This is a genomic window from Actinokineospora sp. HUAS TT18 (genome assembly GCF_051364635.1).
In the GTDB taxonomy this organism is placed as follows: Bacteria; Actinomycetota; Actinomycetes; order Mycobacteriales; family Pseudonocardiaceae; genus Actinokineospora.
In genome coordinates this window covers 394,624-416,530 of record NZ_CP195645.1, presented here as the reverse complement: position 1 = coordinate 416,530, position 21,907 = coordinate 394,624, and the positions used below count along the sequence as shown (strand labels likewise).

Sequence of the window (21,907 nt, the reverse complement as noted above, 5' to 3'; positions counted from 1 at the left end):
ACCCAGGCAGGCGGCCTTGGCCTGGGCATACTAGGTAGGGTCGCCTGCGGAACCTGGCCGCTCGGGGCCATGGAGAGCAGAGGAAGGCCGGACGCATGTTCCGCCGTATCGCGATCGTCAACCGCGGAGAAGCCGCCATGCGGCTCATCCACGCTGCCCGGGAGTTGGCAGCGGAGACCGGGACCACGATCGAAACGATCGCCTTGCACACCGACGTGGACCGCAGCGCCACCTTCGTCCGCGAGGCCGACGTCGCCTACAGCCTCGGCGCCGCGGCCGCCCGCCCCTACCTCGACCTGAAGGTGCTCAAGCGGGCGCTGCAGGACACCAAGCCGGACGCCGCGTGGGTCGGGTGGGGGTTCGTCGCCGAGGACCCGGCGTTCGCCGCGCTGTGCGCCGAGGTCGGGGTCACCTTCGTCGGGCCGAGCCCCGAGGCCATGCGGGAACTCGGCGACAAGATCGGCGCGAAGCTGATCGCCGAGGAAGTCGGCGTCCCCGTGGCGCCGTGGAGCCGCGGCGCGGTGGAGTCGGTGGACGCCGCCGTCGCGGCCGCGGGCGAGATCGGCTACCCGCTGATGCTGAAGGCCACCGCGGGCGGCGGCGGGCGCGGCATCCGCGTGATCACCAACGACGCCGACCTGGTCGACGCCTTCGAGCGGACCAGCCAGGAGGCCGCGCGGGCCTTCGGCAGCGGCGTGGTGTTCCTGGAGCGCCTGGTCACCGGCGCCCGCCACGTCGAGGTGCAGGTCATCGCCGACGGGCAGGGCACGGCGTGGGCGCTGGGCGTGCGCGACTGCTCGGTCCAGCGGCGCAACCAGAAGATCATCGAGGAGTCGGCGTCGCCGGTGCTCAGCGCCGAGCAGACCGCCGAGCTGAAGGCGTCCGCCGAGCGGCTGGCCGTCGCGGTCGGCTACCGCGGCGCCGCCACCGTGGAGTTCCTGTACCACCCCGGGACGAAGACGTTCGCCTTCCTGGAGGTCAACACCCGCCTGCAGGTCGAGCACCCGATCACCGAGATCACGACCGGGTTCGACCTGGTCAAGGCCCAGCTGTGGGTCGCGGCCGGGAACCGGCTGGAGGGCACGCCGCCGGTCGAGCGCGGGCACGCCATCGAGGCGCGGCTCAACGCCGAGGACCCGGACCGGGACTTCGCGCCCTCCCCCGGCCGCATCGCCAGGCTCGACCTGCCCAGCGGCCCCGGAATCCGGGTCGACACCGGGTTCAGCGAGGGCGACACCATCCCCGCCGACTTCGACTCGATGATCGCCAAGATCATCGCCCACGGCCGCGACCGGGACGAGGCGCTGGGCAGGCTGCGCCGCGCGATGGCCGACACGACGGTGATCATCGACGGCGGCGCGACCAACAAGAGCTTCGTGCTCGACCTGCTCGACCAGCCCGAGGTGATCGACGCCAGCGCCGACACCGGCTGGATCGACCGGGTCCGGGGCGAGGGCAGGCTCGTCGCGCGGCGCCACTCCGCCGTCGCCGTCGCCGCGGCCGCAATCCAGGCGTACGAGGAAGAGGAGAGCGCCGAGCGGCAGCGGCTCCTGTCCACCGCGTTCGGCGGCCGCCCGCAGGTGCGCCACGAGAGCGGCCGCAAGCTCGACCTGAAGCTGCGCGGCGCCACCTACCGGGTGCGGGTGTCCCGGGTCGGGGCGTTCCGCTTCCGGGTCGGTATCGAGGCGGGCGGCGAGGTCCGCACCGCCGACGTCGAGCTCGACCGCTTCGACCAGCACTCCGGCCGGATCTGCGTCAACGGGACCCGCCACCGCCTGCTCCTGGGCACCGCGGGGCCGATCGTCCTGATCGAGGTCGACGGCGTCGCGCACCGGGTCAGCCGCGACGAGGGCGGCGTCGTGCGCTCCCCCGCGCCCGCGCTGGTCGTGGCCACGCCGGTCGCGGCCGGGGCCGAGGTGGCGGCCGGGGCGCCGGTGCTCGTGCTGGAGAGCATGAAGATGGAGACGGTGATCCGGGCGCCGTTCGCCGCTCGGATCAAGGAGTGCGCGGTCTCGGTGGGCAGCCAGGTCGAGACCGGCGCGCCGCTGCTGCGGCTGGAGCCGCTCGCCGACACCGACGCGGCGGACGCCGCGGCCGACGAGCCGGTCGAGCTGGATCTGGCGGCGGCCCGCCCGCAGGTGTCGGCCACCGAGCGCGTCGAGCGCTGTGTGCACGAGTTGCGGGGACAGCTGCTCGGCTACGACGTCGACCCGCACGACGAGGGCCGGGTCCTGCAGGACTACCTCGCGGCGCGGCGGGCGGCGACCGAGGCGGGCCACCGGCCGCTGGCGGCCGAGGTCGGCCTGATGACCGCGTTCGCCGACCTCGCCGAGCTGAGCCGCAACCGGCCAGCGGGCGAGGACGTCGGCGGCGAGGGCCACCTGCACAGCGCGCGCGAGTACTTCCACACCTACCTGCAGAGCCTCGACGTCGACCGGGCCGGGCTGCCGGAGAAGTTCCGGGTCCGGCTGGCCAAGGCCCTGAGCCACTACGGGGTCACCGACCTGGAGCGCACGCCGGAGCTGGAAGCCGCCGTATTCCGGATCTTCCTCGCCCAGCAGCGCGCGTCCGCCGACGCCGGCGTCGTGGCCACGCTGCTGCGCGCCTGGCTGCAGGAGCCGCCGCCGGACGAGGCGCTGCGCGAGCCCGTGGGTCTCGCGATGGAACACCTGGTGTCGGCCACCCAGGTGCGCTTCCCGGTCGTGTCCGACCTGGCCCGCGGCGTCGTGTTCGCGTGGCTCGGCCAGCCGCTGCTGCGCCGCAACCGGGCCAGGGTCTACGCCGACGTCCGCAGGCACGTGCGGTACCTGGTGGCCAACCCGGACGCCGACGACCGCGGTGAGCGGATCGGCCAGATGGTGCGGACGACCGAGCCCCTCGTGCGGGTGCTCAGCCAGTACCTGGAGCGCAACACCCGGGACAACGCGATCATGCTGGAGGTGCTGACCCGCCGGTACTACGGCAACCAGCGCCTGGTGGGCATCCAGACCAGCGAGATCGGTGATCGCACCTTCGTCACCGCCGAGCGCACCGACTTCACCGTCGTGTCCACCGCCGCCCGCCACGACGCGCTGCATGAGGCCCTGGAGGGCCTCGGCGCGCTGGCCGCGGGCGGGGGTCCGCTGGAGGCCGACGTGTACCTGGCGTGGCGCGACCAGCCGGAGGACGCCGCCGAGCTGGCGGCCGAGCTGGCCGCGGTGGTCAGCGCGCACCCGCTGCCCGAGCAGGTCCGCAGGCTCACGCTCACCGTGGCGGGCCGCGGCGACGAGGTGATGCACCAGCACGTCACGTTCCGCCCGTCTGGCGCTGGCATGGCCGAGGACCGGCTGATCCGCGGCCTGCACCCGTACATCGCCCAGCGCATGCAGCTGGAGCGGCTGCGCGAGTTCGACCTCAAGCGCCTGCCGTCGGCCGACGAGGACGTGTACCTGTTCCACTGCGTCGCCCGGGAGAACCCGGCGGACCAGCGGCTGGTGGCGTTCACCCAGATCCGGGACCTGGTGGGGCTGCGCGACCACGACGGCCGCCTGGTGGCCCTGCCGACCGCGGAGAACACCCTGGCGACGTGCCTGGACTCGATCCGCCGCGCCCAGTCGCGGCGGTCGTCGGCCGCGCGGTTCAACACCAACCGCATCGTGGTCTACGTCTGGCCCGCCAGCGACATCACGCCCGCCGAGCTGGAGCAGCTGGCCAAGCGGATCCTGCCGACCACCACGGGCGCCGGGCTGGAGGAGATCGAGTTCATCCTCCGCCAGCGGTCCCCGAAGACCGGTGAGCTGGTCCGGATCGCGCTGCGGATCTCGTTCGACGCCGCGGGCAGCCCCACGTTCGCCGTGGACGAGCCCTCGGACGCGCCGATCCCGCCGCTGGACGGCTACCGACAGAAGGTGCTGCGGGCGAGCAGCCGCAACACGGTCTACCCGTACGAGATCACCGGCATGATCGGCGCGTTCACCGAGTACGACCTCGACGAGACGCACACGCTGGTGCCGGTCGACCGGCCGCGGGGCGAGAACACCGCGGCCATCGTGGCGGGCGTGGTCAGCACCCCGACCGCGCGGCACCCGCAGGGCGTCACCCGCGTCGTGCTGCTCGGCGACCCGACGGATTCCCTCGGGGCGCTGTCGGAACCGGAGTGCCGCCGGGTCATCGCCGCGCTCGACCTCGCCGAACGCCTCCAGGTGCCGGTCGAGTGGTACGCGCTGTCGGCGGGCGCCCGGATCTCGATGGAGTCGGGCACCGAGAACATGGACTGGGTGGCCGCCGCGCTGAAGCGGATCGTCACGTTCACCCAGGACGGCGGCGAGATCAACATCGTGGTCGCGGGCATCAACGTCGGCGCGCAGCCGTACTGGAACGCCGAGGCCACGATGCTCATGCACACCAAGGGCATCCTGGTGATGACGCCCGACTCGGCGATGGTGCTCACCGGCAAGCAGTCGCTGGACTTCTCCGGCGGCGTGTCGGCGGAGGACAACTTCGGCATCGGCGGCTACGACCGCGTCATGGGCCCCAACGGCCAGGCGCAGTACTGGGCGCCGGACCTCGCCGCGGCGCGCGACCTGCTGATGTCCTACTACGACCACACCTACGTCGCCCCGGGCGAGAGCGGCCCCCGCCGCGTGGCCACGACCGACCCGATCGACCGCGACGTCACCGACTACCCGCACGACATCGCGGGCAGCGACTTCGCCACCGTCGGGCAGATCTTCTCCGCCGAGACCAACCCGGACCGCAAGAAGCCCTTCGACATCCGGGTCGTGCTGCGCGCACTGTCCGATCAGGACCGACCGGTCCTGGAGCGCTGGGCGGGCATGGCCGACGCGGAGACGGCTGTGGTGCAGGACGCGCACCTCGGCGGTATCCCGGTGTGCCTGCTGGGAATCGAGTCCCGGTCGGTCGAGCGGCGCGGCTTCCCGCCCACCGACGGCCCGGACACCTACACGGCGGGGACGCTGTTCCCCCGGTCGTCGAAGAAGGTGGCGCGGGCGATCAACGCGGCCAGCGGCAACCGGCCGCTGGTGGTGCTGGCGAACCTGTCCGGCTTCGACGGCTCCCCGGAGTCGATGCGCAAGCTCCAGTTGGAGTACGGCGCGGAGATCGGCCGGGCGATCGTGAACTTCCGCGGCCCCATCGTGTTCGTGGTGATCTCCCGGTACCACGGCGGCGCGTTCGTGGTGTTCTCGAAGATGCTGAACCCGAACATGACGGTGCTCGCGCTGGAGGGCTCGTTCGCCTCCGTGCTCGGCGGCGCCCCCGCCGCGGCGGTGGTGTTCACCCGCGACGTCACGGCTCGAATCGCCGCCGACCCGCGGATCCGCGACCTGGAGGCTCGCAGCGCGGCGGTCACGGGCGCGGACCGGGCGGCACTGATCGCGGAACTGGACGAGCTGCGGTCCACGGTGCGGGCGGAGAAGCTCGGCGAGGTGGCGGGCGAGTTCGACCGCGTCCACCACATCGGGCGCGCGGTCGAGGTCGGCTCCGTCGACGCGGTGATCCGGGCCGCCGAACTGCGGCCGCGGATCATCGAGGCGATCGAAGCGCGGTTGGCGTAAGGGGTTGAGCGGGGCACCCGATGGCGCCCCGCTCAACACTTTCTAGCTGATCACCCACTGCTGCAGGGCGGTTCCCGTGTTCGACTCCTGGGTGACCAACGCACCATTGGTCGTCGACGCGGTGGTGAGCAACAGTCCTGAGTGCACGTTGGTGAGCGTGTAGGAGCCGTTGCTCAGCCTCGTGGCGGTCCAGCGTTGGTTGGCGCCGCCAGTGCAGGTCCACTGGATCACTTTGGTGCCGGGCGTGGTGCCGCCCGCGTAGTCGTCGACGCACATGTTCGACGCGGCGTTGACGATGGTGTAGGCGCCATCGGACTGCTGGGTGAAGACCCACCGCTGGTTGGCACCGGTGTTCGGCGTCCAGGTGATGAGCTGGGTGCCCGCCGTCGTGGACGAGCCCGGGTTGTCCAGTGCCTTGCCGGACGTGGTCACGGTTCGCGTGCCGTTCAGCGAGGCGGGGCCGGAACCGGTGACGGTGATCGTCAGCGCCTGTTCGGCGGCCGTGCGGGTTCCGCCGACCGGGTCCCCGGTGGTGTTGGTCCAGAAGCGCGCAGGCGTGGTCTCGGCGAGCCTGGTCGAGTCGGACGAGAGCGCCAGCACCAAGCCGCTGTAGCGGTTGACGAGGCGGTAGGTGCCTGCCGGGTTCTTGATGACGAACCACTGCTGGCCGACAGCCGGGCCGCCCGCGGTGACGGTCGGCTTGGTCCCCCACGCCCGGGTGGTCGTGGCGGTCGATCCGACGCCGAGCAGCTGGCCGGTCGAGGCGTTGGTGATCTTGTAGGAGCCGTCGCCGATGGCGGCGAACTGCCAGTTCTCCAGCGCCGAGCCGGTGCCCGCCGCGACCGAGGTCGTGGCCGAGCTTCCGGAGACCTGCGCCAGGACGCGGCCCGATCCCAGCCCGATCGAGTACGTCTTCGTCGGGTCGAACAGGGCTGGGGCGGGCTCGCTGGAGGTGATGGTGGTGTTGGCGTACTGGCCGCTCGACCCGGTGCAGGCGATGGAGCAGTACGAGCGGTAGTTCTTGCCGATGATCATCGAGCCGGTCTTGTTGACGCTGTCGAGGAACCAGCGGTACCACGACGCGTTCTTGTAGCTGCCCGAGTCGCCGATGAGGGTCCACTTCTGCGTGGTCAGGTCATCGGTGGCGTAGACCTCCTGCGGCGCGTTCCCGGACTGGTCCACGGCCTGCGGGGTGCCGATGTAGAGGCCGAGGTGGGCGTTGTAGGCGATGTTCATGACGAACAGCGGCGAGGTGGGCGGCATCTTCCCGGCCGCGATCTGCTGGGCGGACGTGCCGGTGTTGAGCGGGCTGTACTCCCCCGCGGGCGCGACGTAGCCGTTGGGCGCGGCCGCTGTCGCCGGGACCATGGTGCTCTCCCGGCCGCCGACGCCGGGCTGCGACCACGAGCCGTTGTACCACTTCTGCCACGACCCAGGCGCCATCTTCGACGCGATCGGGGACCGTGCGACGTGGCCGTAGAAGGCCCGCCAGCTCCCGCCCTTGTCGACGATCCGCGAGCCGTAGTAGACGTAGAAGTAGCCGGACGCGGTGTCCACGAACAGCCGCTGGTCGCCCGCGCCGTAGTGGTAGGTCTGGTTCGGGAACGCCGCGGTGTCGCCGCGCTTGGTGCTGTACGGCGAGGTGATCACGTGGTCCTTGATGGTCCACGTGCGGCCCCGGTCGGTCGACACCGCGTAGTCGATGCCGTCGTAGTGCAGGCCGTCGCCGAACGGCTGCGGGGTGAACTCGTTGTGCACCAGGCCGTACCAGTGGCCGGTGTCCGGGTCGACCCACACGCCGACGAGCACGCAGAAGTTGCGCTGCGAGTAGCCGGACCCGGCCGGTGCGTAGGTCGACTTCAGGCCGGTCGGGCTGTTGTTGCACCGCCAGGTGGTGTCGTTGTTCTTGTCGTTGGCGTTGTTCGGGTTGACCGCGTCGCTGATCGCGCTGGAGCGGGTCGCGGTGTCGAAGTTGGTGCCGGTGAAGAAGTCCCAGTACCGGGGCTGCGTCGAACCGTAGAGCGACGCGCCCTGCTGGAAGTAGAACGTGCCGTCCTTGTCGATGAACGTGGCGGCCGGGGTGTCGGTCGGGTGCGAGTACGACCCGGTGGTCCCGTAGGTGACGGTGTAGGTCGCGGCGATTGCCGCGCTCGACGCCTGAGGCAGCAGGGTGACGGACGCCGCCACCACGGCGGCGATGGCGACCGACCGCGACCGCGGTCGTCGTGGCTTGCTTTGCAGGGGGGTCATGCAGGGGCTCCCTAGTTCACACGCGGGTGAGCGAACCTGCACATAATCCGACCGTTTCAAACATCCGTCAACACGCAGTTATACGACGTAGCGTCCAGCGCACCCTTGCTGACCTCGTAGGGATTCGTTCAGCTCATGAACGAATAAGCACCGGGTCCGGCTTCCGCGGTGGCGGCCGGGGTGCACGCGGGTGCACCCCGGCCGCCCGGGTCAGTAGCCGAGTGGGAACAACTCCGCCGCCGAGGCCCATGGGCCGCGGCCGCCCGCCTCGGACAGCACCCGGACCCGCACATACCGGGCCGAGGTCGGCCAGAAGCGGACAGTCTTCGTCGTCGCGTCGTCGGCGAAGGTGCCCGAATTAACCGTGGTCCACGTGGTCCCGTCGGTGCCGACGGCGACCTCGTAGCCGCCGAAGCGGCCGTTCGCGCCGCCGTCCTGGCGGGGCACGTAGGTCAGGCCGGTGACGGTCCGGGTGCTGCCGATGTCCAGCCGGATCTCATGCGGCGGCTGGGCCGGGGACGTCGACCAGCGGGTGTGCCAGATCGTCGACGTACTGCCGTCCACGGCGTTGCGGGCGGCGCCGTTCTCCCCGGAGGTTTCCTCGCTGCTGGCGTAGGCGACCACGGTGGACAGTCGGCCGGAGCCCATCGTCGGGTCACTCTTGCTGGCCGCGCCGGTTTCGACGTGGCCCGCGAAGCGGCGGAGGAAACCATCGTCGGCGGTGGCGGTCAGGTCGTACCAGTGGTCGGTGCCCGCCACCGTGAAGTAGTCCTCGACCACCGCGTTCACCGCGACCGGATACGTCCACGGCCCGCCGGACCGGTTGCCCGCGACAACCTTGACCACGCACGCCGCGGCGCCGGGGTTGGTCATCGTCAGGTACACCCGCCCTTCCGAAGGCGCGTAGCGCAGGGTGACCTCCGGGTTGGCCTTGCCCGCCGACGTCGCGGTGATCCGGTTGCCCGCGAAGCGGCGGACGAAGCCGTTCGGGCCGTACGCGGTCAGGTCGTAGGCCCCGGCCGGGTTCCCGGCCACGAACGAGTCGGTCAGCGACTTGCCCGCCTCCACGGTGTAGCGCCACGGCCCGTCGGTGCGGAACTGGTTGGCGTACACCGAGAAGTGCGCACCGGCGGCACCGCTGTTGATGAAGTCGAGGTACACCTGCCCCGCGGTCACCCGCGAGTTGACCGTGAGGTTGTAGGGCAGCGGCCTGGCGGGCCGGACCCCGGGCTCCTGCAGCGGGAACGCCTGCGTCGACGGCGGCGTGCGGAACGTGCCGCGCGGGCCGCTGGACGGGGCGGGCACCGGCAGCGTCGGATACGTGGGCACCGCGGTGTTCAGGTCCATGGTCGAGGTCAGGTCGCCGCACACCGCGCGGCGCCACGGGGTGATGTTCGGTTCGGCGACTCCGGTGACGCGTTCGAGGAACTTCAGCACCGACGTGTGGTCGAACACCTCCGAACACACGTACCCGCCCCGCGTCCACGGCGAGACGATGATCATCGGGACCCGCGCGCCCAGCCCGATCGGGGTGCCGGAGACGATCTCGTCGGCGAACGCGGCCGTGGACTTGCCGTCCGAGCCGTCGCCGACCACCGGTGGCGTCGGCGCGGGGACGTGGTCGAAGAAGCCGTCGTTCTCGTCGTAGTTGAGGATGAAGACGGTCTTGTTCCACATGGTCTGGTTCGACGCGAGCACGTCGAGCAGCTTGCTGGTCAGCACGGCACCGTTGGCCGGGCCGTTCGACGAGTGCTCGCTCTCCCCCGTGTTCGGCACGAGCCACGACACCGTCGGCAGGGTGCCGCCGTCGACATCGGCCTTGAACGCGGCCAGCAGGCCGCCGCTGCGTTCGCGGCGCAGCGCGCCGTCGTAGAGCGCGCGCTCGGCCGGGGTCAGGGTGGCCACGCCCTCCGCCAACTGGGCCAGCATGGTGTTCTGGGTCGTGCTCGACGCCCCGCGCAGCGCGTCGTAGAACGCCTCGACCTTCTTGTAGCCGGTCTTGGCCAGCGCCTTCAGCCCGACATCCACAAAGGACTTGAAGTACTCCAGCGGGTTGTCGGTGAAGTTGTCCCACTCCTGGTAGACCCGCCAGGACACGCCGGAGGTCTGCAGCCGCTCGGCGTAGGACTTCCAGGTGTAGCCGGTGTGGTTGGCGTTGCCGTAGGGCGCGTTGCCGGTCGCCCTGGTCGTGCCGTCGGGCTCGAAGCCGATCTTCCCGCTGAACAGGTGGTTGCGGTTGGGGTTGGTCGGGCCCATCTCCGAGCAGTGGTAGGCGTCGCAGATGGTGAACGCCTCGGAGAGCGCGTAGTAGAACTGCAGGTGCTCACGCCGGTAGCCCGACATGGTGTTGGTCTTCTTGTTCGGCACCCAGGCGTCGTTGCGGCCCTTGTTCCACGCCGCGTGGCCGTCCGACCAGCCGTGCGGGGTTCCGGCCATGTGGTAGTCGCTGACGGCGTAGGGCAGGACGTAGCCGTCGGGGTGGCCGACCTTCAGGTCGGAGGTCACCGCGCTCGGCTGGTGGAACACCGAGCGGCCGGTCGAGAGGTTGAGCGCGTTCGGGTCGTTGAAGCCGCGGATGCCGCGCAGGGAACCGTAGTAGTGGTCGAACGACCGGTTCTCCTGCATGAGGATCACCACGTGTTCGATCAGTTCGAGTCCTCCGGTCGGCGCGGCGGCGGCCATCGCGTTGCGCACGCTCAGCGGCAGCAGGCTGAACGCCGCTGCGCCCGCGCCCAGCCCGAAGAAGGTACGGCGGTCCATGATCTTCCTTTCAGCAGGGGGTAAGGAAGCTTGTCCTCAGTGGACTGAATCGATTTGGTCGGGGATGACGTGCCCGGCGTCGTCGAGCGCCGGAATCGCGCGGCCCGCGGCGTCGGTCGCGCCCTTGGTCGAGCAGGGATAGGGCGCGGCCTGCGCCGACTTGGGCTGGATGAGCATCGGGTTGACGATCCAGCGGCCGTCGGCGTCGTGGTAGGCGTGGCACATCAGCTCGGTCTTGTTCCGGTTGATCACCAGCCGCAGGGCGGTGGCGTCGCGGACGAAGGTCAGGTCGGTCGTGGAGTCGCCCGCGGCGAAGACGGGCCGCCTGGCCGGGTCCTGCCGGTCGAACGCTTTGGCTCCCCGCACTCCGTAGATCTCCTGGTTGATCCAGCACCGCTTGCCATCGATGTAGGTGATCACGCTGTCCGCGCCGTCGGGGACGTTGCCGCATCCGGTCAACCGGTGGGTGAACCTACCCGCCTGCTTGACCGAACGGATGCCGACGACCCGGTTCACCCCGACCCCGACCCCCGCGGCCCACACCTCGACCACGGGTTGCGGCGAGGCGGACACCACCCAGATGTCGAAGCCCGCGCGGCGCAGCGTCCGGACGAGGTCGCGCTGCTGGTCGTAGTACCGCACCCAGCCCGTGACCTGGTGGGTGCCGACGAGTTGGGTCGCGCCGACGGGCGCGGCCAGGTTCTCCCGCTGGGCCGCGGCGGCGAACCCGCGCACGTCGGCCGGGGTCCACCCGGCCAGCAGCTGCGCGAGCCAGGCGTAGGCGGGCTCCATCCGCCGGTGGTCGTGGCCGGCGAACGCGGCCGCGCCGCCGGTGGTCGCGGCCGTCGAGTAGACGGCGAGGATCTCGTCGGCACACCGGGTGTCGGTGCCCGTGGGCAGTGGGCGACCGGCAGGGGCGGTGCCGCACGCCGACCGCAGTGCCGTCACGGCGGCAGGCGTCAGGTACCTGCTGGTGGCGGCCCAGTCGGCGGGCTGACGGACGACGCTGTTGCGCAGCATCCAGAACAGCGTGGCGTCGCCGACGTCGTTGCGGATCACGGTGTTGTCCCAGTCGAACACGGCGACCGGGCGCGGGCCGGGGCGCTCGGCGCAGCGGCCGTGTTCGGCGATCATGGCGTCGAGCCGCTGCCGGTTCTCGCCGTACCAGGACAATCCGGGATCGAGGGTGGCGCACTCGGCGCGGGGCGCCGCCGCTACCGAGGGCACTGGCGCCAAGCCCAGCGCGCTGAGCGCCAGGGCGGCCGTGGGGATGAGGAGACGTACCCGCATGAGCAGTCCTTCCAGGTGACACCGCAAGCAGGGACAAGCGGCTCAACATGGGGCTCAATGGATCAAATGTGATCCATTGAACTCACCTGGGTAGGTAGCTTGACGCAGGACAACAGGCGCGTCAAGACTTCAATAGCAGCAAGTTAAACCATTAAACGTGCTGGTTTGTCAGCGCAGGAAGCCGCGAAGCAGCGACGCGGTGCCCTCGGTGTGCTCGGCCATGGCCCGGCGCGCGGTCTCCGGGTCGCCGCCCAGGATGGCGCCGACGATCGTGGCGTGCTGGGCGTTGGAGTGGTCGAGGTTCGGCGGCAGCAGCGGGATCCGGTCGAGCAGTGCGTCGACGCGCATCCGCACGTCGGCGACCGCGCTGGTGAGCGAGGTGGACCCGCTGGACTCCGCGATCGCCAGGTGCAGCCGGGCGTCCCGGCGGCGGTAGCCGTCCAGGTCGGAGGTCGACGCCTCCAGCAGCGCGTCGCTGAGGTGGCGGCGTTCGTCCGGGGTTAGCGAGCGCATCGCGGCCTGCTCGGCGGTGCCGGTCTCCAGGACGTGCCGCAGACACAGCACGTCCTCCAGCTCTTCGGCGTCGATGACCCCGTCGCCCACGGTCGGGGCGGGCAGGGCCTCGTTGACGAACGTGCCGCCGTAGCGGCCGCGGCGGGATTCGACGTATCCGGCGTCGGACAGCGCGCGGATGGCCTCGCGCACGGTCACCCGGCTGACGCCGAGCCGCTCGGCGAGTTCGCGCTCAGGCGGCAGCTTGCCGCCCGCCTCGACGACGCCGAGGCGGACGGCCTGCAGCAGGCGCTCCACGGTCTCTTCGAACGCGTTCCCGGCACGGACCGGTCGGAAGAGTGCCGCACTGGCCTGCACACTCATCTGCTCTCCTACACCGGCGTCACGTATGCGCCTGAGATCCCACCGTCCACGAGGAACTGGGACGCGGTGATGAACGACGCGTCGTCACTGGCAAGGAATGCTACCGCAGCGGCGATCTCCGCCGGTTCGGCGAAGCGCCCCACCGGCACGTGGACCAGCCTGCGGGCGGCCCGCTCGGGGTCCTTGGCGAACAACTCCTGCAGCAGCGGCGTGTTCACCGGACCCGGGCACAGCGCGTTGACCCGGATGCCCTCGCGGGCGAACTGCACGCCCAGTTCGCGGCTCATCGCCAGCACCCCACCCTTGGAGGCGGTGTAGGAGATCTGCGAGGTGGCCGCGCCCATCACCGCCACGAACGACGCGGTGTTGACGATCGAGCCCTTGCCCTGGCGGAGCATGTGCGGGATCGCGTACTTGCAGCACAGGTACACCGAGGTCAGGTTGACCTGCTGCACCCGCTGCCAGGCGTCGATGCCCGTGGTGAGGATCGAGTCGTCGTCCGGCGGGGAGATGCCCGCGTTGTTGAACGCCACGTCGACCGAGCCGAACTCGGCGACCGTCGTGTCGAACAGCGCCCGCACCTGCTCCTCGTCGGTCACGTCGGTGTGCACGAACAGCCCGCCGACCTCCTCGGCCGCCGCCTTGCCCGCCGCGTCCGAGATGTCGGCGACCACGATCGTGGCGCCCTCGTCGGCCAAGCGGTGCGCCGTGGCCAGTCCCACGCCGCTCGCGCCGCCGGTGATGACCGCCACCCTGCCCTCGAAACGTCGCATTGCCGATCATCCCTCCGTGTCGATGAAAACGTTCTTGACCTCGGTGAACGCCGCGAGGGCGTCCGGTCCGAGTTCCCGGCCCAAGCCGGACTGCTTGACCCCGCCGAACGGGGTCCAGTACCGCACCGACGAGTGCGAGTTGACCGACAGGTTCCCGGCCTCGACCGCCCTGGCCACCCGCAGCGCGCGGCCGACGTCCCGCGTCCAGATCGACGCGGCCAGGCCGTAGTCGGTGTCGTTGGCCATGGCGATCGCCTCGGCCTCGTCGGTGAACGGGAGAACCGCGACGACCGGGCCGAAGATCTCGTCGACGGCCAGCGGGTCGCGGGCGCCGGCCGGGGTGACCACGGTCGGCGGGAACCAGAACCCCGGGCCGTCCGGCGCGTGGCCCTGGAAGGCGATCGGGGCGCCGTCCGGCAGGTACGACCGCACCTTCGCCCGGTGGCTGTCGGAGATCAGCGGGCCCATCTCGGTGGCCTCGGCGGCCGGGTCGCCGACCACGAAGCCGCGCACGGCGGGTTCGAGCAGTTCCATGAACCGGTCGTAGACCGACCGCTGTACCAGCACGCGTGACCGCGCGCAGCAGTCCTGGCCCGCGTTGTCGAACACCCCGTACGGCGCCGCGGCCGCCGCGCGCTCCACGTCGGCGTCGGCGAAGACGATGTTGGCGTTCTTCCCGCCGAGTTCGAGGGTCACCCGCTTCACCTGGGCCGCGCAGCCCGCCATGATCTTCTTGCCGACCTCGGTGGACCCGGTGAAGACGACCTTGCGCACCGCCGGGTTGTCCACGAACCGCTGTCCCACGACGGTCCCCCGGCCGGGCACGACCTGCAGCACGTCGTCCGGGATGCCCGCCTCGCGCGCCAGTTCGGCCAGGCGCAGTGCGGTGAGCGGGGTGAGTTCGGCGGGCTTGACCACCACGGTGTTCCCCGCCGCGAGCGCCGGGGCGAACCCCCACGCGGCGATCGGCATGGGGAAGTTCCACGGGACGATCACGCCGACCACGCCCAGCGGCTCGGCGAAGGTGACGTCCAGTCCCCCGGCCACCGGGATCTGCCTGCCGGTGAGCCGCTCGGGGGACGCGGCGAAGTAGTGCAGCACGTCGCGGACGTTGCCCGCCTCCCAGCGCGCGTTGCCGATCGTGTGCCCGGAGTTCATGACTTCCAGCAGGGCCAGGTTCTCCCGGTCGGCGTCGACCAGGTCGGCGAACCGGCGCAGGAGCCGCGCGCGGTCTCCCGGCGCCACCGCCCGCCAGGCCGGGAACGCCTTGGCCGCGCGGGCGATCGCCGCGTCGGCCTCTTCAGCCGTTGCCATGCTGACCGAGCCCACCACCTCCTCGGTGGCCGGGTTGATCACGTCGAACATGCGCTCTCCTCGCGATAGCGGCGTGCGGCGGCGACCAGGGCCGTGAAGAGCCGCACGTCGTCGGCCTGCTGTTCCGGATGCCACTGCACACCGAGGACGAACTCGTCGCCGGGCCGCTCGACGGCCTCGACCGTCCCGTCGTCGGCCCAGCCGACGGCACGCAGTTCCGGGCCGAGCGTGGCGACGGCCTGGTGGTGGTAGCAGTGGACTTTCGTGTGTCCGCCGAGGATGTCGGCGGCCCGGCTTCCCTCGGCGAGCCGGACGGCCGACCGGCCGAAGGTCGCGGCCGCGGGCTGGTGGTCGGCCGTGCCGGTCGCCTCCGGGAGGTGCTGGACCAGGGTGCCGCCGAGCGCGACGGTGAGCACCTGCATGCCCCGGCACACGCCGAGGACGGGCACGCCCCCGGAGAGCGCGGCGTAGAGCAGGGCGAACTCGAACACGTCGCGGTGCGGCCTGCACACAGTGGCGGGGTGCGCGGGCTCGCCGTAGCGCGCGGGGTCCACGTCGGCGCCGCCGGTCAGCACGAGGCCGTCGATGAGCCCGACCATGTCCCGCGCGCCGCCGCCCACGTCGGGCAGCAGCACCGGGAGGCCGCCCGCGGCCACGACCGCGTTCGCGTAGTCGCGGTGCAGCACATCGGCTTCGGTGTCCCACACGCCGAATCGGGCCCGCTCACGGTAGGTCGTGAGCCCGATGACCGGCTTAGAGGCGCTCGAAGGCACGGACCTTCTCCCAGTCGGTCACGGCGGCGTCGTAGGCGGTCAGTTCCACCTTGGCCGCGTTGAGGTAGTGCTCGACGACGTCGTCGCCGAAGGCGAGCCGGGCGGCCTTGCTGTTCGCCAGCACCTCGGCGGCCTCGCGCAGCGTCGTGGGCACGGTCGGCTTGCCCGAGGCGTAGGCGTTGCCGGTGAACTCCGGCTCCAGCGGCAGCTCGTTGTCGATGCCGTGCAGCCCGGCGGCGATCATCGCCGCGACGGCGAGGTACGGGTTGACGTCGCCGCCCGGCACCCGGTTCTCCACCCGCAGCGACTCGCCGTGCCCGACGACGCGCAGCGCGCACGTGCGGTTGTCGACACCCCAGGCGATCGCGGTCGGCGCGAAGCTGCCCGGCACGTAGCGCTTGTAGGAGTTGATGTTGGGCGCGTAGAAGTAGGTGAACTCGCGCAGACACGCCAGCTGGCCCGCGAGGAAGTGCTCCATCATCGGCGAGAACCCGGGGCCGTCGGCGAGCACCGCCGCGCCGTCGGTGCCGCGCAGGCTCAGGTGGATGTGGCACGAGTTGCCCTCGCGCTGGTCGTACTTGGCCATGAAGGTGAGGCTCTTGCCCTCCTGGGCGGCGATCTCCTTCGCGCCGGTCTTGTAGATGGCGTGGTTGTCGCAAGTGGACAGCGCGTCGGTGTAGCGGAAGGCGATCTCGTGCTGGCCGGGCGCGCACTCGCCCTTGGCCGACTCCACGTACAGCCCGGCGCCGGTCATCCCGTTGCGGATGCGCCGCAGCAGCGGCTCGACGCGGGCGGTGCCGATGATCGAGTAGTCGACGTTGTACTGGTTGGCCGGGGTCAGGCCGCGGTAGCCGCGCTCCCATGCCTGCTCGTAGGTCTCGTCGAAGACGATGAACTCCAGCTCGGTGCCGACGTAGGCGCCCATGCCGCGCTCGGCGAGCCGGTCGAGCTGGCGGCGCAGCACCTGGCGCGGCGACGGCGCGACATCGCCGCCGCCGACCCACTCGACGTCGGCCAGCACCAGCGCGGTGCCCTCCTGCCAGGGGACGAGGCGCAGCGTGTCGAGGTCGGGACGCAGGACGCAGTCGCCGTAGCCGCGCTCCCACGAGGAGATCTCGAAGCCGTCGACGGTGTTCATGTCGACATCGACCGCCAGCAGGTAGTTGCACGCCTCGGTCGCGTGCGGGACGACCTCGGCGAGGAAGTACTCGGCCGCGCACCGCTTGCCCTGCAGGCGGCCCTGCATGTCAGTGATCGCCACCAGCACGGTGTCGACCGTGCCCGCGTCGACCAGCGTGCGCAGCTCCGCCACGGTGAGCATGCCCTTGCGTCGCCCCATCGCCGTCCACCTCCATCCGCTCGTTCAATGGAGCATTTGTAGCCCATTGAATCGCGGATGTCCACGATCGGACGCAGTAAAGCCGATACCCACAGGTAGCACTTGACAATCACCCGGGACCAGCGGAACCTCTTGCACACTTTAAAGGACCGCCCACGGCCCATTAACCCCATCGGGAGGCACCGTGTCACAGCCACGCAACCGCGAACACGTCGAGTACAGCGAGGTCGACGCGGACTACCTGCGGCAGCGCCAGCTCAAACGGGGCGCGGCGGGATGGCTGCTGCTGGCCGGGCTCGGCGTCTCCTACGTCATCTCCGGCGACTTCGCGGGCTGGAACTTCGGCCTGTCGAAAGGCGGCTGGGGCGGGCTGCTCATCGCGACGGCGCTGATGGCGATCATGTACGGCTGCATGGTGTTCGGGCTCGCGGAGATGTCCTCGGCGCTGCCGGTGGCGGGCGCGGGCTACGGCTTCGCCCGGCGCGCGCTCGGCCCGCTCGGCGGGTTCGCCACCGGCGTGGCCATCCTGATCGAGTACTCGATCGCCCCGGCCGCCATCGCGGTGTTCATCGGCGGCTACGTCGAGGCGCTGGGGCTGTTCGGGCTGACAAACAGCTGGCCGGTCTACCTGGCGTGCTACCTGATCTTCATCGGCATCCACCTGCGCGGCGTCGGCGAGGCGCTGCGCGTGATGTTCGCGATCACCGCCGTCGCTGTGGTGGCACTGGTCGCCTTCGTGATCGGCATGGTGCCGAAGTTCGACGCGGGCAAGCTGCTCGACATCCCCGCGACAGACGCGTTCGGCGCAAGCTCGTTCCTTCCGTTCGGCATCACCGGTGTACTCGCGGCGCTCGTCTACGGAATCTGGTTCTTCCTTGCGGTGGAAGGGGTTCCGCTCGCCGCGGAGGAAGCGCGCGACCCGAAGCGGGACATGCCGCGCGGCATCATCGCCGCGATGGGCGCGCTGACCGTGTTCGCCGCGCTGATCCTGCTTGTCGCCCCCGGCGGTTCCGGCTCGGCGGCGATCGCCACGTCGAACAACCCGCTGGTGGACTCGGTGAAGATCGCCTACGGCGGACAGAACGCGTTGAGCCAGATCGTCAACTACGTCGGCCTCGCGGGCCTGGTCGCCAGCTTCTTCTCCATCATCTACGCGTACTCGCGCCAGCTGTTCGCCTTGTCCCGCGCGGGTTACGTGCCGCGCTGGCTGTCGAAGACCGGTGAGCGCAAGACCCCGGTCCTGGCGCTGATCGTCCCCGGCACCATCGGTTTCATCCTCGCCACCGTCCTGGCCGCCAACGACGCCGCGGCGGCAGGCGCGCTGCTCATCAACATCGCGGTGTTCGGCGCGACGGTGTCCTACGTGCTGCTGAACCTGTCGCACATCGTGCTGCGTCGGCGCGAACCGGACCTGGAACGGCCGTACCGCACCCCCGGCGGCGCGATCACGACCGGTGTCGCGCTGGTGCTGGCGGTCGCCGCGGTCGTCGCGACGTTCCTGGTCGACCTGGTCGCCGCCGCGATCACCGGCGCCATCTTCCTCGCGGCGCTGGCCTACTTCTGGTTCTACAGCCGCCACCGGCTCGTGGCGGCCGCGCCGGAGGAGGAGTTCGCCGCGATCAAGCGCGCCGAGGCCGAACTGAGCTGATCAGACCGCACGCCAGCGAAAACTTGTGTGCAGCGGATAATTCAGCGTCAAGCGTCGCAATGATCGTTTCCGATGGGGCTCCCGGTCATGACCGGGAGCCCCATCGTGGCGTATTCCCGCCAAAACAGCCGCGCGCCGGTTGTCAGAGCAGCACAAAGATTTGTCAAGACCGGGTGGCCGACGATCTCCAGCTATAGCGGAGAAATTTACGTGCGGGACTGCGGTAGCATCCCCGCGTCACAGCCCGGCAACAGTCGGTTTCGCTAAGCTACCTATACTTGATCTTACTCGTCGCTGCCGGCCGCCTCTTGGCAGGAAGGACCCGATGTCCCACTCGCCATCGCCTGGTACGCCCGCTTGGGGCGCCCGGCCGGATCTCGACCACCCGACGCGTGCCCACCAACTGCGAACCCGGCTGCTGCGGACTGGATTGTCCCTGATGGCAGTGGTTCTGCTGGGCGGCGGGGCCGGGATCCTCGCGATCGCCATGGACCGGTCCCTCGGGCTCGTCGTCACCATCAGCGTCGTGGCCGGGTGCGTGATCGCGGTCGCCGTCGCGCTGATGGCCGCCCTGTCCGCGGTCCGGCGCCTGCCGGTGGTCGTCCATCACCAGCCGCAGCCTGATCAGGGCTACCAGCAGCCTGACCGCGGCTACCAGCAGCAGCAGCAGCCGGTGTTCGTCGCGCCGCCGAGCGAGCAGCCCGTCGTCCAGCGGCCGCAGCCCGCGCCGCTCTGGCCCATCACCGACGAGTCCGCGGGCGGCCCCGGCGACGATCCCGGCCAGCGCCGCGAGGTGTTCGTCAAGCTGGCCCGGCGCCTGCAGTCGCTGATCAACCGGTCCATCCAGCGCATCGACCAGTTGGAGCAGGAGAACGAGGACCCGGTCCTGCTCGACGGGCTCTACGAGATCGACCACCTGTTCACCCTCGCCCGCAGGCAGGGCGAGAACCTCGCGGTGCTGGGCGGCGAGCCGCCGCAGCGCCGGTCGAACCGGCCGGTCAGCGTGTACGCCGTGCTGCTCGCCGCGGTGTCGGAAGCCGAGCACTACCGGCAGATCGCGATCGTGCCGGTCGACGACGTCGAGATCCACGGGCACGCCGTGGCCGAGGTCATCCACCTGCTCGCCGAACTGCTGGAGAACGCCACCCGCTTCACCTCCCCGGACGGCCCGAAGGTCGAGGTGCGGGCCCACAAGGTCACCGCGGGCCTGGCCATCGAGGTGCAGGACCGCGGCCTCGGCATGAGCTACGAGGACCTGGAGCGGATCAACCAGCTGCTCGAAGGCAACACCCGCATCGACGTCAGCGAACTGCTCCACGACGGCCGCATCGGCCTCGCGGTGGTGCGGGAACTCGCCCGGCGCCACGGCATCAAGGTGCGGCTGCAGTCCAACATCTTCGGCGGCATCGCCGCGGCCGTCGTCGTGCCGCCGCACCTGCTCAGCGAGCCGAAGGCGGAGAACCGCCGCCCGACGCCCACCCCGCGCGAGCGGCTCCCCGAGCCGCCCGTGGACACCCCGCCGCGGCCGATGCCCGTCCCGGTGGCGAGCCCGGCGCCGAGCCCCGCCCAGCAGCGGCCGTCCACCGGCCGCCGCCACCTCGCCGAACAGCCCGAACGTCCCGCTCCCAGACCGGAAAGCGAGCTGCCCGAGCTGCCCGTGCGCGCTCCCGGCCGGTCCTACAGCGAACTGCGCGCCGGGGTGAACCCCGAACTGGACGAGCCGATCCCGTACGAGCAGCCCGGCGGCAGGCCGCCGCCGCTGCCCCAGCGGCAGGGCACCCACCTGCGCGAGGAACTGCTGGAACCGCCGACGCCCACCGCGCCGGTGCCCGGGCACAACACCAAGCTGATGGCCACCGTTCAACAAGGCCGCGAGCACTGGATCAACGACCAGCACCGTGACGCGGCGACGGACCAGCCCGACGCAGGACCTACCCGAGGAGAATCCACCCCATGGCCGACGACCTGAACTGGCTGCTTCGCCGCCTGGTCGAGGCAGTCCCCAACACCCGCAGCGCACTGCTGCTGTCGGTCGACGGGATCCCGAAGTACTGGTACGGACTGGACAACGACGGCGCCGACCGCCTCGCGGCCCTGGCCAGCAGCATGCGCTCGCTGGCCAGCCAGGTGGGCACGACCTTCAGCAGCGGCGGCGCCGAGGGCGTCCGGCAGGTGATCATCGAGCTGAACGAGGTCATCCTGTTCGTCACCGCGGCGGGCGCGGGCAGTGTGCTCGCCGTGCTCGCCGCGCCGGATGTCGACGCGGGCATCCTGAGCTACGAGATGCAGCGGCTGTGCACACAGGTGCCCGCCGTCCTGGTCACGCCCGCCCGCCACCGGGTCGGGTCGGCGCCGAGCAACGGAAGCAGATGACATGACCGGCGCGGACGCGGATCCCGACGGGGATCCCGACCTGTTCGGAGTCCGGCCCTACGCGATGACCGACGGCCGGACCCAGCCGAGCACCCACCTCGACCTGATGTCGCTGGTCCGCGCGACCGGCGGCGGAATGGTCGCCCCCGACCGGCTCGGCGTCGAGCACGCGCAGGCGCTGCGGCTGTGCCAGGCGCCGACGTCGGTCGCCGAGGTCGCCGCCCACCTGCGGCGCCCGGTGACCGTGGCCAAGGTCCTGCTCGCCGATCTGATCGAGCTGGGTGCCGTGATCGCCAGGTTCCCGCCAACCGAGTCCTATTCCGATGACCCAGCGGTGCTACGGGCGGTGATTGATGGCCTCCGACGGATCGTATGAACCGTTCCCCATCCAGATAAAGATCCTCATCGCGGGCGGTTTCGGCGTCGGGAAGACGACGTTCGTCGGCTCGGTGAGCGAGATCAAGCCGCTGACCACAGAGGAGACCCTGACCGCGGCCAGCGTCGGCACCGACAGCCTGTTCGGTGTGGAGAACAAGACGACCACGACCGTGGCCATGGACTTCGGCCGCATCTCGCTGACCGAGAAGAACCTCGTGCTCTACCTGTTCGGCACGCCGGGTCAGGACCGCTTCTGGTTCATGTGGGACGAGTTGTCCCGCGGCGCGCTCGGCGCGGTGGTGCTCGCCGACACCCGGCGACTGCAGGACTGCTTCGGCGCCGTCGAGTTCTTCGAGCGGCGCGACATCAAGTTCATCGTCGCGCTCAACGAGTTCGACGGCGGCCACTGGTACGCCGACGACGAGATCCGGCGGGCGCTCGCGCTCAAGCCGCACGTCCCGCTCGTGCGCTGCGACGCCCGCAACACCCGCTCCGCGGGCGAGGTACTGATCGCGCTCCTCGAATCCGTCCTGGCGACGTCCATCGCCGCCGGGACCCGACCCTAGGATCCGGAGATC

At 70.8% G+C, this 21,907-nt stretch carries 14 protein-coding genes; 6 read left to right on the top strand and 8 right to left on the bottom strand.

All coding sequences use genetic code 11. The annotated features are described in order from the left end of the window. The first annotated feature begins 95 nt into the window (after positions 1–95). Positions 96–5,555, top strand: coding sequence for a carboxyl transferase domain-containing protein (locus ACSHT8_RS01960; protein WP_436497086.1), 5,460 nt, complete (start codon positions 96–98; stop codon positions 5,553–5,555). A 42-nt stretch (positions 5,556–5,597) separates the two neighbouring features. Here the strand turns inward: ACSHT8_RS01960 and ACSHT8_RS01955 are convergent, their stop codons facing one another. The 8 genes from ACSHT8_RS01955 to ACSHT8_RS01920 all read right to left on the bottom strand — a co-directional run bounded on the left by ACSHT8_RS01955 (position 5,598) and on the right by ACSHT8_RS01920 (position 16,930). Further along, positions 5,598–7,805: an RICIN domain-containing protein gene (locus ACSHT8_RS01955; RefSeq protein ID WP_436497084.1), complete on the bottom strand. Its 2,208-nt coding sequence runs from the start codon at positions 7,803–7,805 to the stop codon at positions 5,598–5,600. A 210-nt stretch (positions 7,806–8,015) separates the two neighbouring features. Then, on the bottom strand, positions 8,016–10,565 hold the full coding sequence (locus tag ACSHT8_RS01950) for a phosphocholine-specific phospholipase C (RefSeq protein ID WP_436497082.1): 2,550 nt from the start codon (positions 10,563–10,565) through the stop codon (positions 8,016–8,018). A gap of 36 nt (positions 10,566–10,601) precedes the next feature. After that, positions 10,602–11,855 (bottom strand): haloacid dehalogenase-like hydrolase, encoded by a 1,254-nt coding sequence (locus ACSHT8_RS01945; protein WP_436497080.1) that lies wholly within the window; start codon positions 11,853–11,855, stop codon positions 10,602–10,604. A 168-nt stretch (positions 11,856–12,023) separates the two neighbouring features. Then, positions 12,024–12,731, bottom strand: coding sequence for a FadR/GntR family transcriptional regulator (locus tag ACSHT8_RS01940; protein ID WP_436497078.1), 708 nt, complete (start codon positions 12,729–12,731; stop codon positions 12,024–12,026). A gap of 8 nt (positions 12,732–12,739) precedes the next feature. Next, positions 12,740–13,504 (bottom strand): 3-oxoacyl-ACP reductase, encoded by a 765-nt coding sequence (locus ACSHT8_RS01935; RefSeq protein WP_436497076.1) that lies wholly within the window; start codon positions 13,502–13,504, stop codon positions 12,740–12,742. 6 nt (positions 13,505–13,510) lie between these two features. After that, entirely contained in the window at positions 13,511–14,869 is a 1,359-nt protein-coding gene (locus ACSHT8_RS01930) for an aldehyde dehydrogenase family protein (protein ID WP_436497074.1), read from the bottom strand. After that, positions 14,857–15,591, bottom strand: coding sequence for a gamma-glutamyl-gamma-aminobutyrate hydrolase family protein (locus tag ACSHT8_RS01925; protein ID WP_436497072.1), 735 nt, complete (start codon positions 15,589–15,591; stop codon positions 14,857–14,859). Before ACSHT8_RS01925 ends, ACSHT8_RS01930 begins: the two co-directional genes overlap by 13 nt. Further along, positions 15,572–16,930, bottom strand: a complete 1,359-nt coding sequence (locus tag ACSHT8_RS01920; RefSeq protein ID WP_436497070.1) for a glutamine synthetase family protein — start codon at positions 16,928–16,930, stop codon at positions 15,572–15,574. The genes ACSHT8_RS01925 and ACSHT8_RS01920 overlap by 20 nt, the downstream gene beginning before the upstream one ends. A gap of 184 nt (positions 16,931–17,114) precedes the next feature. Here ACSHT8_RS01920 and eat point away from each other — a divergent pair, with 184 nt between their 5' ends. The 5 genes from eat (at position 17,115) to ACSHT8_RS01895 (ending at position 21,895) form a co-directional block, all read left to right on the top strand. Then, on the top strand, positions 17,115–18,578 hold the full coding sequence (gene eat, locus ACSHT8_RS01915; RefSeq protein ID WP_436497068.1) for an ethanolamine permease: 1,464 nt from the start codon (positions 17,115–17,117) through the stop codon (positions 18,576–18,578). A gap of 439 nt (positions 18,579–19,017) precedes the next feature. Then, positions 19,018–20,547 (top strand): ATP-binding protein, encoded by a 1,530-nt coding sequence (locus ACSHT8_RS01910; RefSeq protein WP_436497066.1) that lies wholly within the window; start codon positions 19,018–19,020, stop codon positions 20,545–20,547. Continuing rightward, positions 20,532–20,951 carry a roadblock/LC7 domain-containing protein gene (locus tag ACSHT8_RS01905; RefSeq protein WP_436497064.1) on the top strand — a complete coding sequence of 140 codons (420 nt, stop codon included), beginning with the start codon at positions 20,532–20,534 and terminating at the stop codon, positions 20,949–20,951. Before ACSHT8_RS01910 ends, ACSHT8_RS01905 begins: the two co-directional genes overlap by 16 nt. Position 20,952: 1 nt before the next feature. Continuing rightward, a complete protein-coding gene (locus tag ACSHT8_RS01900; protein ID WP_436497062.1) occupies positions 20,953–21,327 on the top strand; it encodes a DUF742 domain-containing protein in 375 nt (124 codons plus the stop codon). After that, positions 21,305–21,895 carry a GTP-binding protein gene (locus tag ACSHT8_RS01895; RefSeq protein WP_436497060.1) on the top strand — a complete coding sequence of 197 codons (591 nt, stop codon included), beginning with the start codon at positions 21,305–21,307 and terminating at the stop codon, positions 21,893–21,895. Before ACSHT8_RS01900 ends, ACSHT8_RS01895 begins: the two co-directional genes overlap by 23 nt. Positions 21,896–21,907 lie beyond the last annotated feature (12 nt).

Bases quoted from the DNA above. Each gene is read 5' to 3' on its own strand.
- ACSHT8_RS01960 (WP_436497086.1), top strand. From the start codon at position 96: ATGTTCCGCCGTATCGCGATCGTCAACCGCGGAGAAGCCGCCATGCGG.
- ACSHT8_RS01955 (WP_436497084.1), bottom strand. From the start codon at position 7,805: ATGACCCCCCTGCAAAGCAAGCCACGACGACCGCGGTCGCGGTCGGTC.
- ACSHT8_RS01950 (WP_436497082.1), bottom strand. From the start codon at position 10,565: ATGGACCGCCGTACCTTCTTCGGGCTGGGCGCGGGCGCAGCGGCGTTC.
- ACSHT8_RS01945 (WP_436497080.1), bottom strand. From the start codon at position 11,855: ATGCGGGTACGTCTCCTCATCCCCACGGCCGCCCTGGCGCTCAGCGCG.
- ACSHT8_RS01940 (WP_436497078.1), bottom strand. From the start codon at position 12,731: ATGAGTGTGCAGGCCAGTGCGGCACTCTTCCGACCGGTCCGTGCCGGG.
- ACSHT8_RS01935 (WP_436497076.1), bottom strand. From the start codon at position 13,504: ATGCGACGTTTCGAGGGCAGGGTGGCGGTCATCACCGGCGGCGCGAGC.
- ACSHT8_RS01930 (WP_436497074.1), bottom strand. From the start codon at position 14,869: ATGTTCGACGTGATCAACCCGGCCACCGAGGAGGTGGTGGGCTCGGTC.
- ACSHT8_RS01920 (WP_436497070.1), bottom strand. From the start codon at position 16,930: ATGGGGCGACGCAAGGGCATGCTCACCGTGGCGGAGCTGCGCACGCTG.
- ACSHT8_RS01910 (WP_436497066.1), top strand. From the start codon at position 19,018: ATGGCAGTGGTTCTGCTGGGCGGCGGGGCCGGGATCCTCGCGATCGCC.
- ACSHT8_RS01905 (WP_436497064.1), top strand. From the start codon at position 20,532: ATGGCCGACGACCTGAACTGGCTGCTTCGCCGCCTGGTCGAGGCAGTC.
- ACSHT8_RS01900 (WP_436497062.1), top strand. From the start codon at position 20,953: ATGACCGGCGCGGACGCGGATCCCGACGGGGATCCCGACCTGTTCGGA.
- ACSHT8_RS01895 (WP_436497060.1), top strand. From the start codon at position 21,305: ATGGCCTCCGACGGATCGTATGAACCGTTCCCCATCCAGATAAAGATC.